At 36.0% G+C, this 15730-nt stretch carries 11 protein-coding genes; 7 read left to right on the top strand and 4 right to left on the bottom strand.

Annotated features, from left to right (window positions below):
• Window positions 1–137: 137 nt before the first annotated feature.
• Entirely contained in the window at window positions 138–1919 is a 1782-nt protein-coding gene (locus F3G91_RS08060; protein WP_149701221.1) for a site-specific integrase, read from the bottom strand.
• Window positions 1920–2682: 763 nt separating this feature from the next.
• Between F3G91_RS08060 and F3G91_RS08065 the strand changes: the two genes are divergently transcribed.
• Window positions 2683–4098, top strand: coding sequence for a plasmid recombination protein (locus tag F3G91_RS08065; protein ID WP_149701222.1), 1416 nt, complete (start codon window positions 2683–2685; stop codon window positions 4096–4098).
• Window positions 4099–4217: 119 nt separating this feature from the next.
• On the opposite strand, the gene F3G91_RS10590 is transcribed toward F3G91_RS08065, so the two are convergent.
• Complete coding sequence (locus F3G91_RS10590; protein ID WP_262974806.1) at window positions 4218–4343, bottom strand: hypothetical protein; 126 nt, start codon at window positions 4341–4343, stop codon at window positions 4218–4220.
• Window positions 4344–4756: 413 nt separating this feature from the next.
• Here F3G91_RS10590 and F3G91_RS08070 point away from each other — a divergent pair, with 413 nt between their 5' ends.
• Genes F3G91_RS08070 through F3G91_RS08090 form a run of 5 tightly spaced genes read left to right on the top strand, consistent with a single transcriptional unit; the run spans window position 4757 to window position 10586 of the window.
• Window positions 4757–6931, top strand: a complete 2175-nt coding sequence (locus F3G91_RS08070; protein WP_149701223.1) for a TonB-dependent receptor — start codon at window positions 4757–4759, stop codon at window positions 6929–6931.
• 10 nt (window positions 6932–6941) lie between these two features.
• Complete coding sequence (locus F3G91_RS08075; RefSeq protein WP_149701224.1) at window positions 6942–7793, top strand: class I SAM-dependent methyltransferase; 852 nt, start codon at window positions 6942–6944, stop codon at window positions 7791–7793.
• Window positions 7786–8796, top strand: a complete 1011-nt coding sequence (locus F3G91_RS08080; protein WP_149701225.1) for a FecCD family ABC transporter permease — start codon at window positions 7786–7788, stop codon at window positions 8794–8796. Before F3G91_RS08075 ends, F3G91_RS08080 begins: the two co-directional genes overlap by 8 nt.
• Window positions 8793–9569, top strand: coding sequence for an ABC transporter ATP-binding protein (locus tag F3G91_RS08085; RefSeq protein WP_122873919.1), 777 nt, complete (start codon window positions 8793–8795; stop codon window positions 9567–9569). The genes F3G91_RS08080 and F3G91_RS08085 overlap by 4 nt, the downstream gene beginning before the upstream one ends.
• A 9-nt stretch (window positions 9570–9578) precedes the next feature.
• Entirely contained in the window at window positions 9579–10586 is a 1008-nt protein-coding gene (locus F3G91_RS08090) for an ABC transporter substrate-binding protein (protein ID WP_149701226.1), read from the top strand.
• A gap of 580 nt (window positions 10587–11166) precedes the next feature.
• Here F3G91_RS08090 and F3G91_RS08095 read toward each other — a convergent pair.
• Together F3G91_RS08095 and F3G91_RS08100 are read right to left on the bottom strand one after the other, a co-directional pair.
• Entirely contained in the window at window positions 11167–11469 is a 303-nt protein-coding gene (locus tag F3G91_RS08095; RefSeq protein WP_149701227.1) for a type II toxin-antitoxin system RelE/ParE family toxin, read from the bottom strand.
• Window positions 11462–11725 carry a type II toxin-antitoxin system prevent-host-death family antitoxin gene (locus F3G91_RS08100; protein ID WP_103614475.1) on the bottom strand — a complete coding sequence of 88 codons (264 nt, stop codon included), beginning with the start codon at window positions 11723–11725 and terminating at the stop codon, window positions 11462–11464. The genes F3G91_RS08095 and F3G91_RS08100 overlap by 8 nt, the downstream gene beginning before the upstream one ends.
• A gap of 202 nt (window positions 11726–11927) precedes the next feature.
• Here F3G91_RS08100 and F3G91_RS08105 point away from each other — a divergent pair, with 202 nt between their 5' ends.
• Entirely contained in the window at window positions 11928–15728 is a 3801-nt protein-coding gene (locus tag F3G91_RS08105) for a hypothetical protein (protein WP_149701228.1), read from the top strand.
• Window positions 15729–15730 lie beyond the last annotated feature (2 nt).

The raw sequence follows: 15730 nt of genomic DNA on the forward strand, positions 1-15730 counted from the left end.
AACTTCTTTTCCTTAAGTGCTGTGCCATATGATATTGCTTTGCGTATGGTTTGCATTTTTATCCTTTATTTAATACCTAAAATAATACTAAATAAGATATAAGAATAGTCTTAAAGCTCATGCTTTGAAATTTATTCCTATTCATTTTCATACGATACCATCTCTACTTTACTCTTTAGTGTGTTTGCATTAATAGGCTTAGCATAAGTGTTTAGCAAAATTTTATACTGCTTTTCATGTCCTACTATCTGAGCTATAAGGTTAGCTTCTACCTCGCGCTGCACTAGATAGTCTATAAAGTAGTGTCTAAAAGAGTAAAAGGTCTTTTTAGAGTCTTTGTCTATAAACTTTCTTTGGATCTGGCTTCTAAAAATTTCAGAGAAGTCCTTATTGCTTACCTTAAATATATTTCCGCTTTTCTTGCTATTAACATATTTTAGCAAACCTAGATCTATGAGCTTACTATGAATAGGCATAAATCTAATACTATTTTTAGTCTTGGTAGTTTTACCATCATTTGTATTGATGTTAAAGCAGTAAATTCCATCTTTTAAGACTATATCTTCTTTATGAAGTTGTGTGATCTCTTTTATCCTCATGCCACTATAAGCAGCTATCATTGTGACGTAGTAGAGCTCACTAGCCTCTATCCTTGAACTTGGTGATTTACCACTTTGTTTGATACTAGTTACTATCTCAAAGATCTTCCTAGCTTCTGATGCTTCGTATGGAAGCACTGCCCTTTCGCTAGGGTCTATGTCTATCTTGACGTTCATTTTTGCAGTTATGCTTTTACCTATATAGCCACTATCAAAGCAGTAGTTAAAAAACTGAATAACCCTTATCATATATTTTTGGATAGTAGGCTCAGAGAGTTTATCGTCCTTTTCACCTAGCTTAAGTATCTGAGATAAACTTTTATCTTTATACCTACTCTTTTGGGCTAGCTTAGTTGGAACTTTATAAAGAAGATCTCTAAATTCAAGCAAGTTATCTCTCGTGATCTTATAAACTGGCGTATCTTCTTTAAAGTATAAAAATAAGAGCTTTTTTACGCCAGTAACTAATCTTTGCGTATCTGGCGACCACTTGTCAGCTCTTTTAGTGTTTGTTTCAAATATATGAAATGCATCCTTTAAGCTCTTTTGATCTTCTAAATTTAAAGCTGTGAATTGATTGCTAGAGCCAGATGCCACTTGCAATGCTTGCCTGATCTCATACTCTTGTGTTACTTGGGCGCTAGGATTAAAAATACTAAAGCTACTATCGTCATCTAATTTTATCTTGATATTTTTTGGTGGATTTGGATCCATTATGATATCTTCCATGCTTCTATGGCTATTATTTGTTCTTACTAGCTTTAAATTTGAGGTCGAGCCATACTTTTGATCTAGTATGGCATAAACCGTTTCGCTAATCCTCTGAGCCATAGCCTTAAGCTGTCCATCCGTAATAGGCAAACAACCGCTATCTTCAAGCTCTTTTATATTTTCTTGGAATGAAGCTATGTCCTTAGCGTCAAACGAACTAGGTTTGGCATGTTTGGCTAAGTTATCACTAGAATCATCTTCGAGAAAGTATTGCTCACGCTTATCATCAAAGAGCACGCTGCTCTTCTCAAGCTTTGATACAAGATAGTTAAGTGTTAGTATATTCTTCTCTAAAAGAGTTTGCCCTATGTTCTCTTTATCCTTACTACCAAGAGCGCCAGCAGTGTTAGTGATATTGCTTATATCCTTAATTAAAATTTGAGGTAGATCGCCATCTATCAAACTTTGTTTAAAGTAGTCATTGAGCGCATTTAGAAATTCTACATCCATTTTCTTGTTAAGAAGAGAGTGCTCTTTGATGCTCTTGCTAAGCTTTACTTTCATAAAAGAATTTACAAAAGATTGGATTATGTTATCACTAAGATTCATGTGAACCGCCCTTTTTATCAGGTAAAGATTATTATCTAGAATTTTAGCCCTTTTTCTGGCTTTTTCCAAGAGATTAGTGGATGTGGAGAAGCAAATTTCTCGCTTTTCGTTAAAAAATTTTCTGATGCTTGGAGCAAGTGTGACTCGGTAGTAATATATACCGTTTCGCTCCCTTAAGTGTTGTCCCATATTTAATAGCCAACCGGTCAAAAATGGAACAGTTTTATGTAACGACTAAGCAAAAAATCGTCTAAAGTGCGTATTTCAGGCTTTTGTGAGCTCATATAAAAAATCCTCATAAGCCGGAGGTCGGGAGTTCAATTCTCCCCCTTGACACCATAACACCCTATTTTAGGCACTAGCAGTAATGCTTTTGTTCTTTCCCTTTCTTTAAAATTTCCTTTAAGAGTGGAACACTTAGTTACTAAAGTGGGACAGTCTCTTAAAAATTCCAATGATTATAAAGCCATCGTCCTTTTAATACCATAAAAAATAGATTTGCTTTAAATTTTTACTTCTAGCTTTTTATCTATAATCCCCATAAATACGCACTTTTGGCATTTATCCTTTTACTATTTTTAATTTATTCTTTTTCTAATTATGAATTTTTTTACAAAAATTTGCATTTCTAGCGCAGATTTTTTCCAAAATTGGTGTAATTACTATAAAGACATTTTAAAAAGGAAGAAAATGAAAAAATTTTCATTAATAGTAACTAGCACTGCTAGCACGAGAGAAAGTTCAAATGGTGAGGTGATTTACTATGGCTAATGCATATATAGTAAATGATCACAGCCTAGTCATAAATGTGAGGTCAGGTTTTTTAACATATGGTAGAGCCATAGGCAGGTTTGCACATGCGTGCCGTGAGAAAAATCAAACTGAGCATATAAAGTATCTCAACAAAAATCCAGTCACTATTAATCGCTACAAGCTTCTAAGCGAGTTTAATGGCAATGGCAATATGAGAGATGCTAACAGCAAAGATGATGAACTACATAATATGGCTTTTGTAAAGAAATTACTTAAAGGCTTCCAGGATAGCTTTGAGAAAGACTATACCAAGCAGTCCTATACGCAAAAGCGAAATGGCAAAGATACTGTTATAAAAAAGTCTTGGCGCAAAGATATGGCTAGTTTTTGTGAAGTCATCATCACGTTTGGCACAGACAGAGAGAAGGAGCCAAAAGAAGGGCTAAACGACGAAGAGTCAAAATTTATAAATGAAAACATACATATGGATAGAGTAATGAGATTTGTAAACGCATACTGCGCGAAGTATGGCGCAAAGTGTCTGCTTGTAGCTGAACATAATGATGAGAAGACTAAGCACTTTCATATCTTTTTTACAAACTACAGCTTTGAAAAGCATGCAAATTTGAGATTTAGCGGCAGGTCAAAAACAGCAAAATTTGGCCAAGATCTACAAGATATGGGTGCAGAGGCATTTGAAGGTCAGGTACTTCGTGGTAAGCCAAGTAAAAATAGACATAAGAATTTAACCAAAATGCACCAAATAGCAAGTGAATATAAGAGTGAGCAAGAGTTAAAAGAGAAAATTCAAAAGCTTATAGAAGCGGAAGCAAATAAGTATATGCAAAAGAAAGAGCCTTTGTTGGGCGACGAGTACTTTAGGTTAGAGCCAAATGAAAAAAGAGCTTTAATAGTAGGTCTTAGAAATTCTGTTTTTGAACAAATGCAAGAAAGCATAACCATCACATCTGATGAGCAGCTAAAAGAAAAGGTAGAGCTTCTTGATGAGCAAGTAACAGAACAAAACAAGATCATAGAAGAAAATAAAAAGAAAAGCTTAGAAGTCTTAAAAGAAAAAGAACAGCTAGAAAAAGAGCTAGATGATTTAAAAGAGACCAAAGCTGAGCAAGACAAAGAGATAATGCTTCTTAAAAATAGACTAAAAGCACATACTAATCAGCAAACAAAAATAGATGAACAAAATGCATTGTTAAAGAGCAAGGATAAAGAAAATCAATCTCTAACTCGTAAAAGCGAAAGCTTGCAAAAAGAAAATATCAGGCTAAGAGACTTTAATGACAAAAGCTTAGGTCTCTTACTAGGAATAGCAAGCTCCAATCCTGAGCTAAAAGGGATGATAGTAAATGAGATGCCAGAGCTAAGTAGTAAATTTACAAAAGATGAAGCTGGGATAGAGATGGGGTAGCTAGCATTCTTTAAATTTTACAAAGCGTAATCTATAAATTTAAGCCACCAAAGTAAGCTAGTCGTGCAAATTTTACTAAGTAAATTTACACTAGCTTGCTTACAAACTTGCGATATATTCTACGCAACACTCCTATATCTCATATAGACATACTCGTAAATTTTCTCTCTGCACGCTGAGACACTTGCGTCATCATAGCAATCAGGTAGCTCGTTCCAGAGCGTATCGCAAAAAGATAAGACCAAGCATTGGCACGTAGTATTGATACGATGTGAGGTTTGAGCCTGGGCACAAAAGGTCCGCTGACTCCCAAAGGTCATTTTCTAGTTTTCTAATGTTTATCTTCTTTTCTCCGTTTTGCAGCTAAATTATCTATAAAATCAGTGTATAGGCGCTTTATCTAGCTTGTAAATTTAGCTATTTATATTTTGTTTGTTATTTTAGCATTTTATGGTTGTGGAATGTTGCTTATGTAAAATAAATTCGGCTCTTCTTGTTTAAATATGCAAAATAGCCACTTAGCAAAGAAATTTTAATCTAAATACAATAATTTTATTAAATTATAAAAATATATTATGCTTAAATTGCATATTAAGGTAACTATATATAATATTTCATAAACCAAATATAATAAATTATATTTATAAAAAGGATTCACATGAGAGTTAAATTTTCAGTTACTGCTTGTGCTGTTTTGGCGTTATTTGTAGTAGAAGCAAATGCTATCAAAACAACTAAACTTCAAGGTGTTGAGGTAAATTCAGTCGGAGATAACATCAGCGAAAGCGGTATCGATGAAGGAATTTTAGATAAAAGAGTTGCTGCTGGCCCATTAGCTGATAAAAAAGTGCTAGATATGCCTTATCAAGTAAATACAATATCAAAAGAGGTGCTTGATAACCAAGGCGTAAAAGGCTTTGAAGACGCGGCTAGATACTTCCCGTCGGCTCAAATTCAGTATCGTGGCGGAGCCGAAATCGGACGTCCGCAAACTCGCGGCTTTCAAGGAAGTGTCGTTGGTAATGTTCTTTGGGATGGCTTTTACTCCACATCTACTACAGCTGTTCCAATGGCAATGTTTGAGAGCTTGCAAATTCAAAACGGAATAGCTGGCTCACTTTATGGCGGCGCTACACCTTCTGGATATTTTCTCTACTCTCGTAAGCGTCCAGTTCCGTTTCAAAATATCATCTGGACTGATTACAGCTCAAGGTCAAATCTAGGCGTAGGGCTTGACACTTCTGATAAATTTGAAAAGGTTGGATATAGAGGTGTGTTTTACTATTCAGGTGGGGCAAAAAACGCAAAAGATAGTAAATTTTCTCGCCGCTTAGCCTCAATGGGACTTGACTTTTATCTTACAGAAGATTTAGCACTTGAGACAAATTTTAGCCATTATGAGCACAAAAACTCAGGAATGCCAGGTGGATTTAGTATGCCACTAACAAACGGCGTAGCTAACTTCGACGTCCCTAATCCCGCAAAAGACACAAAAAAAGGGCTCGAACAAACTTTTGGTGGCAACCATCTAAAAACTACGACGGCTAGCGTGAAACTAAAATACGCTCCGAGTGAGAATTGGTACTTTGAAGGTGGCTACCAATGGCAAAAAGCGATCCGAGATATGTATGGTACAAGCGGGACGTTTTTAAATGAAAATGGTGATTATAGGGTTGTTAAAAGTGGTGGTAACGGAGCATCTGGTAGATTTGATGTAGATAGCTGGTTCTTAAAAGGAAATACAAATTTCCAAACTGGCTTTTTGGATCATAACTTTGCTCTAGCTACAAATGGCTACCGCTGGACTATTTATAGTGCTAGAAATAGTGGCGGCAGAGCAAATCTTGGCATATCAAATTTATATAATCCAAGAGTCTTTAACGACCCTCACGTAAAAAAGGGCAGTGGCACATATAAAAGAAGTAGTAGCGATATGAAAAACATATCTATCGTTGATGATATTAAATTTAATGACCACTTTAGCACGATCTTATCGGTCTCAAGGAGCTGGTTTACGAGCTACAACCTAGATCCTTCTAAAGAGAAAAATTACGATAAAAGTGGCTTTAACTATGGCGTAAGTCTTGTTTATAAGCCAGTTGAAAACGTAAGCCTTTACACTACTTATGCAGATAGCATCTCAAATGAAGGAACAACATATACATTTTCAAATGGAGCTAGAAAAGGCGAGACTTTAGTGGTAGAACCATTTAGAAGCAAACAATACGAGATCGGTGCGAAAGCTAGACTAGGTGAGCTTGATCTATCAGCTGCGATATTTGAGATCAAACGTCCAGTAGCATATCTAGTCGGTAGCGGAGCAAATGCAGAGTATAAAATTCAAGGCACACAAAGAAACCGCGGCTTTGAGCTAACTACTGGAGGAAAGCTTGTTGATACTTTAAGTGTTTATGGCGGTTTTACACTTCTTGATGCTAAGATAAAAAATGCTAAAGATGGCGTGTCTGAGGGAAAAACTGTTATCGGTGAGCCAAAATTTCAAGCAAATGTCTTGTTTGACTACGTAGTTCCTAGCACAAACAAACTTGCATTTACAACGAATTTCCACTACACAGGCAAACGCTACATCGACAATGCCAACGCTCATAGCGTAAATGGCTACTTTACAACAGATGTTGGAGCTAGATATACTACTAAAAATTGGCTAGGCAAAGAGACAACTATAAGATTTAACATAAACAATCTCTTTGATAAAAAATATTGGGCAGGAATGTTCCCTTCTGACGTAGACGGAGCGATCGCAGCTAGAGGAACTTCGCTTTTCTTGGGACAAAGCAGAACCTTTATGCTTTCTGCTCAAGTCAAATTTTAAGGGAGCAACCATGCAAGGACTACTAAACTGGCAGGCGATTAGAGAACTCAAATTTGCGCCTATGACTAGAGATGGAGCTGGCGGGAGTGCGGTTGATTGGGACAAAGTAGCTGTGATGTATAACGGCATGGCTGAGCTTGAAAAGCATAGCGCACAAATTTTAGTTGATGCCTTGCCTGTTACAGATAGAGATAGCGTGCTAGACGTTGGCTGCGGGCCTGGACGCCTTAGCATACCTATGGCTAGACGGGCTAAAAGCCTAACCGCGCTTGATGCGTTTGGAGAGATGCTTAAATTTTGTAAGCAAAACGCCAAAAACGCTGACGTAAAAAATATAAAATTTATGCAAAAAAGCTGGCTAGATAGCGATGCGCTAGATATGATCGGCAAGCACGACGTCGTCGTCGCCTCTCGCTCAGTTGGTCTTGGAGATATAAAAAGACTAAACGAAGCATCGAAAAAATACGTATGCATAACTAGCTTTTTAGAAGACTATCCAAGTCTTAGAGAAATTTGGATGGATTTGCTTGCAGGCATCGACGAAAGAGCCTCTAAGCGTCCGCCTTTCATAAATGAAAATCCTAGAATGTTTGGCTACAACGTCACTTTTAATATGCTTTATGATCTGGGTGCAAACGTAAATGTGCGGATATTTGACACCGTTTATGAAAAAAGTTTTACGAGCAAGGACGAGGCTTATGAGTTTTTAAAATTTGTAGGCGAGATCCCAAAAGAAAAAGAGAAAATTTATAGAAAAAACGTAGATAAATGGCTGGTAAAAGATAAAAGCGGAGTTAAATTTTACCGCGCGACAAAAAGCTACGCTATGTGGTACGATGTAGGCGAGGTAAAATTTGAGTAACAAAGTCTTTTTTACTATTTTAACGATCGTGCTGATAGTTTGTGCCTTTGCTTCTCTAGCTCTTGGCAGATATAGTCTCACTGCGTCTGAAATTTTTAATAGCCTTTACTCTTTAATAACAGGCTCAAGCGCACAAAATGAGCAGGCAAACGCTGTCATAACACAGATCAGACTTCCTCGCATCGCCTTTGCGGTGCTTGTAGGAGCTGCCCTTTCTGCGTCTGGTGCTGTATATCAGGGGCTTTTTAAAAATCCCCTAGTCTCCCCAGATATCCTGGGCGTCTCTAGTGGCGCGGCGGTGGGCGCTAGCATCGCTATCATCCTATCTCTACCTGTACTTTATGTCTCGCTAGCAGCTTTTGGCTTTGGACTTGCGGCTGTTTTTGCGGTGGTTTTCTTAAGCCAGCTAATCGCTAGAGGCAAGCTAAACGTCATCATAATGGTTCTCTCAGGCGTCGTCATATCTTCGCTTTTCGCCGCCTTTAGCTCGCTTTTAAAATTTCTAGCAGATAGTGAAAACAAGCTACCGGAGATTACATTTTGGTTGATGGGTAGCCTAGCTCGCACCGGAGGATATCAAAACGTCCTTTATATGCTAGGCGTCACGGCGCTTTGCTTGGTGCCTCTGTTTTTGCTTAGATTTAGACTAAATATCTTGGCATTTGGCGAAGAAGAAGCAAAGGCTATGGGCGTCAATGTCAAATTTTATAGCCTCATCATCATCTGCGCCTCTACTTTACTGACAGCTTCTAGCGTGGCATTTTGCGGTATCATAGGCTGGGTTGGGCTCATCGTGCCACACATAGCTCGCTCTATCGTGGGGGCAAATTTTAACGTCCTCTTGCCCGCTTCAATGCTAATTGGAGCACTATTTTTACTAGTGGTAGATACGATCGCAAGATGCGCTATGGCTAGTGAAATGCCCCTTGGCATCATCACCTCACTTATCGGCGCACCGGTTTTTATCTACCTGCTTTATCAAAGCAAAAAGGGTTGGCTGTGAAATTTGAGATAAAAAATTTAAGCTGCGGATACGGCAAAAAGCTAGTCGTAAAGGACTTTAATGCAGAGCTAAAAGATGGTGAAATTTTATGCTTGTTAGGGCCAAATGGCGTGGGTAAGACGACGGTTTTTAAGACGATTTTGGGATTTTTAAAACCTTTTGGCGGGGAAATTTTAGCTGACGGACGAAATTTTTTCGCCTTAAACGATAAAGAACGTGCAAAGCTCGTTAGCTACGTGCCTCAAGCTCACACTCCGCCATTTGCTTTTAAGGTTTTAGACGTCGTTTTAATGGGGCGCTCACCCTTTATCGGAACATTTGAAAGCCCTAGCGCAAATGACGTAAAGATAGCCCTTCAAAAGCTTGAAATACTAGGGATAAGCGAATTTGCAGATAAAATTTACACCGATATCAGCGGCGGCGAAAGGCAAATGGTCTTGATAGCAAGAGCTTTAGCGCAGGAAGCAAAGGCTATTATGCTTGATGAGCCTGCATCAAATTTAGATTTTGGCAACCAAATAAAAATTCTAAAAGCAGTAAAAGAGCTTGCCGCTCAAGGAAATAAGGTTATTATGACTTCGCACTTTGCCGAGCATGCTTTTTATATAGACGCCAAGGTCGCGCTTTTAAAAAGGGATCAAAACATCATCTACGGCAGCGCGAGCGAAGCGATAACAGATGAAAATTTAAGGCTCGCATATGGCGCGGATATCAGAGTAGTAAAAAACGAGATCGAGGGCAGAAGCGTCTACTCCTGCGTACCGATCATTTAAGGAGAAAAAATGAGAAAAATTTTGGCGATTTTGATTTTGGCGGTTTGTATCTTGCAGGCGCGTATCGTCGTTGATGACGATGGCAAAGAGGTGCAAATACCTGATAATGTAGAGCGCGTGACGCCCACGATAGGGGCTTTTACTCAGATGAGTGCAATGCTAAGTGATGAAAGCAAGATCATTTCGGGAGCACCGAAGTTGCCAAAAATGATGAGTAAAATTTTCCCTAAAATAAGAATGACAAATAACATCAGCGGCTCATTAACAAGCAGTGTTGAAACTATCATTGCCTCAAATACTCAGGTGGTTTTTGGGCCACTAGGCATGATATTTGACGAAAATCAAAAGGCACAGCTAGAAGCAGCAGGCATCGCGGTCGTAAATATCAATAAATTTAGTAACCCTAGCGAGATAAAAGGATCAGTTAGTAAAATCGCTGAAATTTTGGGCGGTGATGCTATAAAAAGGGCTAGCGAATTTAACACATATTTTGACAAAAATATAAAATTTGTAAGCGAGAAAGTACAAAATGTCAAGGATAAAAAGCGGGTTTTGGCCTTAAATTTTAACTCTGGAAATTTCACTACCATAACCACCAAAGATATCGGTGCGGAATACATAAAAATCGCTGGCGGGATAAATTTAAGCTCTCAAGACAATGAAACTGATTTTAAAATCTCAAAGATAATAAACGAGGAACAAATTATCATCCTAAATCCTGACATCATCATAACAAATTCGCGCGAAGGCAAGGAAAAAATATTAAAAAATCCTCCGTTTAGTAACATAAAAGCCGTTAAAAACGGTGCCGTATATGTCGTGCCTAGTGGGGTATATCTATGGTCGGTTAGAAGCGCTGAGGGTGCTTTACAGCCACTTTGGCTAGCCAAAATCTTTTATCCTGAAATTTTTACCGAGCTAAATTTAGAAGACGAAGTCAAAAAATTTTACCTCAGATTTTACCGCTATAAACTAAGCGATGAGGAAACAAAAGAGATACTAAATCCTGAAAATTAGATGAACTATAAGGCAAAAGTAAAAAAGCAAGTCTGCTCGCAATGTCGGCAAATCCAACTAGCCTAGAGACAAACGCTAATGATGATTCGAGTGGCTTTAATAATGGCTGTTGCTTTATTGACTATTTTTACAGCATGATGAACGAGTTTTTCTTAAATAAAACTTAGACATTTTATCGACAAAAGTAATCTTTAATGGATAAAGTTTTGTTTAGGTTGTATCTTAGTAAATAAAAATTTCGCCCGTCTGGCTAAGACCTTACAGCAAGCTCGGACCGAGCTTGCTAAGTAAGTTTATCAACATACTAAAAATGTTGATAAATATGCTAAAAACTGGCATTAAATTTTTTGGATTATAACAAATAAATTCATAATGTAGCATACTGCATGTGATGTAATGTGCAGTACTTGATGTCACGTCAAGTATGTGATGTCACATGCAGCACATGATGTAATGTATAGTACATGATGTAACATGCAGTAGGTGACGTCATGTATAGTATGTGATGTATATTTTACAGGTGTAAAGAGTGTTTGGATTTGGAGAATATTTTTCTAGATAGATATTATTGAAGTTATTTCTAAAAAGCGCTTGGTGTATATCTAATAGTGATGATTATAACAGCCTTATCTTTTTCATTGACCCTATAAATCACTGTGTAGTTTTTAACAAATAGCTGTCTATAGCCCATATTGACATATCTGCCAACTTTTCTAATAGCACCACGATTTGGCATCTCATCTAGGCTAAGAATAGCGTTTTTGATAGCCTCTAGTGTAGAGTTTGCAGCACCTGACGAGAGCAAAGATAGTGCGATATATTTATAAATCGCTTCAAGCTCTTCATAGGCTTGTGGTGAGATAAGGACTTTATATTTATTCAAGATACTTATCTTTTAAACTAGCAAAAACATCTTTTGCTTCTAGCATCTTTGTATCTGCTGTTATCTTAGCTTCAGATGATGCGATAGCGCTATCTATATCGGCTGTGGCTACTAGCTTATCATATGTCTTTATACTCATCACAACCAAGTCGCCATAGCCATTTTTAGTGACAAACACTGGCTCATCCTTGCTATTGCATAGCTGTGAAATTTCATTTGTGTTTCTAAGCTCTTTTATAGGTACTATTTGAGGCATATGCTATTTCCTTTTAATAATATGACATGATTATAGCATAATTATGATATAAATTTAGATGGCTTTATCTAACTAACTTGGCAAACTAAAAAATATAAGCCCAAGTATTAAACATTTCCTACCTTCCTTTAGCCCATAATAAATTAATAATATTATAAATACAATCACAATAAAATATCAAAAACAGTAGTGGTGGCTTAATATGCAAAACAACGAAATAAATATAACCTACTCTTGCGAAGAGACATTAAAAAAGATAAAAGAGTATATGGCTGATGCGAAATGCGTAACTCTTTATACATCTAGTTTGAATTCACTCACATCGTACTCTAACGGCATAGCTAATGAGATCATATCTAATCTAATATTTTCTAAGAAGAGAGATAAAAAAGATGTGTCGATCGTATCTGACTTTTATATAGATAAAGAGAGCTTTACTGATAGCAAACTAAATAGAATAAGAGAATTTGAATATAGAGATATACCAGTAAAGATTGTCCATAAAAAGAGTGCAGTTGACAAGTTTTTTGCAAATTTAAAAGAGAAGATAAGCCCCATAAAAAGCAAAGCAAGATATGAAGCTGAACTTGAAGCTGCTCAGGATGAGCATGAGAGAAATTTGCTAAAAAGCATGGGTGAAACAAAGACAGAAGCTATAAGCTTTTATGATATGTTTGAGACCGTAGTATCCAACTACGACGACGCCAAAGATATTGTAAAAGAGTGCCTAAATACCTTAAAAAATGATCTACTAAGTGATGCTAGCTCTTTGATATCTAGCGAGGGACTAGATGGAGCTAAATTTGAAAAAAGTATTGAAGAGTGTTTTAGAGAGCTAGATAAGAATTTAAGCGAGTTAAATAAAGAAAGCGGAGAGTTTTTGCTAAAGCAAATATTTCTTTTTATACTAAGCATAGTTGATCTAAGTGATCCAAAGGCAGCGCTTAAAAAGGCAAACGGATGCTTTTTATTCTATGAGCTTAGTAAATTAACCTACAAGATGGTTGAGCATCAAAGTAATAGATCTCTTTATGGCGTAACCTTACCTATCCTTAGCTTTTTCACATCTAGATTTGCTTCTATTATAAATACTCTAAATATAAACTCAAGTTGCAATGTATTAGTTTTTAAACAAGATAAATCCTCTAACTCTGGCTTTTTTATAGACTTTACCCATCTAAATTTAGACTATATCTACTTTAGAGACGACAATAACCTAAATGAGGTTAATTGCAATGCAGATGAGGGATATAGTGTGTTTGGTCATTTGGATGATCTGTCGGTATTTGATCACACTAAGGACGTTTGCTCTTATGATATAGTAAATAAAAACTTAGGCTTTGGCTCTAGTGATGATACGCTCTTTAAAAGACTAAAGGATCAAATAAAAGGACTAAATGCAAACCTAAATTTCATCTGCGCTTCAAATTTTAATTCCGTAAAACTAGCCAATCTAATATCAGATAAGTCTAACAAAAACGGCAAATCTACAAACGACGAGATGAATAGCAAGGACTTTTCTAATTTAAATAAAAACTATATCGTTCTTTCAAATTCTCCTTTTAGATCAAGTGCAGGGCTAAGAGAAGAAGTAATAAGTAAATGCCTAGATCAAGTGATAGAAGACGGGCTAAATAGACCCAACAAATCCAACCTAGTAAAACAAAAATTTACTGACATAAAAACCCTAAGTCCTATTAAGGATTACAGCCAGTACAGCATAAATATCAATAAAGAAAACAATAAATCAACTCTTGTCTTAAATTTATCTCCATTTGCAAGGATAGATAAAAAATATATAGACAACATAGAGCAAAAGAGGGAAGAATTTAAAGAGATCGCCTATCAAGATGATACTAACTATCTTGATAATTACACCAAATACGAAGAGTTATTTAAGACAAATTTCTCTCACGTAAATGCTTATGTTAAGCAACCAAATGATATGGAGAAGATCAAAAAAAGCGAAGAAGAGTATATGAAAAAGGTAACTCTCTCTTTTAAAGCAGTATTTGATAAGGTAAATGAAAACGCCTTAAACAGAAGAGAGGCTGAAGCATATAACAATAGCAATATCTCAAGCCAACTTATAGATGATATAAAAAATGGCTCATCAACCGCAGATGAATACCAATCACAAATGCAACGTATAATACAAACCCTCCCAAAACGCTACTCTTTCATAGAGGCACTATCTCTTGGCGTAGCTTACTTTATAATAACTAAAAGCTATTCAAAAAAAATGATAAAGAAAAGCATTAAAGATGGTGATGAATATATAGTAATAGAAGATGATAAGATAAAAGCTTTGCACTCAAACTCTATAATAAGAATTTTTGATAGAGATTTAAAGTTATTTTTCTACAAAGACTCAGTAAAAAGTAGTGGTCTAAAAAGTGGCGAGTATCTATGTATAGAAGAAATTTCTAAATATATGGATGGAGTAAATAACAAAGATGTAGTTAGTGTAGAAGAGCTTTTAGCTGAAAATGAAGTTGGTAAGAATGCAGATATCAAAGACCCTTTGCAAAAAGATCTAATGAAACTTCTTATAGAACAAGCTGACAAGATAGATGAGAACTATAAAAAAGATGAAGCTACTATAAAAGAGGCTATCACCACCAAGAATAAAAACATTCTAAAAGAGGCTATAAATTTAAAAGATATAGCATATAGCAATGATAGAGATATAAATAAAGAAGTAACCTCATTATTAGTAAAAACTACTATAGAAGAGGTATTTCCACTAGCAAAATTTGTTGGTGAAGATGGCATATCTAAGATATATGAATCACTTGGCTCTTATATATTTAATAAAGACGCAAAGGCACTAAGAGAAACATTTCTTGATGAGCTTGGGGTATTAAATTTAGTAAAAAGCCTACTTGGTGCAAGAAAGACTAAAGAGATAGATAGATATATCTTGCTAATAACAAGTCTAAAAACTACAAGCGTAGTTTTACAACATTCAAAGCTTAATCTAATCATTCAAGCTTCAAATGCTTTTAGGCTTCATATGGCGATGGAGTATTATAAACTAAGTATAACTTATACAGAGATCACAACATATACCTTTATGAGATATACTCATAGGTTTAGCTATACAGATTTTCAAGAGATAAAGAGACTAATAAAAGATTATGCAGGATCATTAGGCAAGAGCATAGGTGCTTCTATGGTTAGTGGTGCATTAGAACTCTGGAAAACATCCTATGAAAAACTAGAAGAGAACTACAACGAGATAATGCATACAAGATATACATATAAATTTAATGAAGCTTACGCGCTAAATAATATCTCATATAAACCTATGTCTATAAAAGAAGCTTATGATAAAAATAGTACAAATAGCTATTGCTACTATCCAGTAATGATCTATCAAAACTATATAAGCCTAAATTTAAATAGACTATTTCTAGGAGCTAATATAAGTAGTGGAGGACTAGACTATAACTCATTTATATACTACGACATAGACCATAAGAAAAACAAACTATCTTTTAACCTAGCCTCTAAACTAGCACTAAATAACCTTAGTGCTTATCTATGCTTAGATGAGCTAAGAGGAGCTGGTAATGAGATAGATGCAAGATATTTTAAATATGCTAGAAGTAGATACACTGAATCTGATGTAGAGATAAGGAAGTTAAATTTGGATGTGAAAGAGGAGAAAGAGATATACAATAATTACAAGGATGGCGCATTGCCAAATAAAGCAGCAGGCAAACCAAAATATCCGATAGATGCCTATCAAGAGGCTGCAAATATTATATATATGCTTAGACTAGGAATTTTTAACACCAACTATGGCAATACTCACCGCAACCTCTCAAGAGATCTAGTAGAAGCTCTTGATATTATAGGTAACAATAACATAAAGGGCATATATGTGGGGTGTAGATTTCCTAAAAACAAATCTAGAGGCAAAAAAGATATGTCTCCTCGCCTAGTAGGTCGTCTAGCCACTACCATAGTTATGGAAGATGGTCTATATATAGGATAATC

Source organism: Campylobacter concisus, from assembly GCF_902460715.1.
GTDB classification, from domain to species: domain Bacteria; phylum Campylobacterota; class Campylobacteria; order Campylobacterales; family Campylobacteraceae; genus Campylobacter_A; species Campylobacter_A concisus_AK.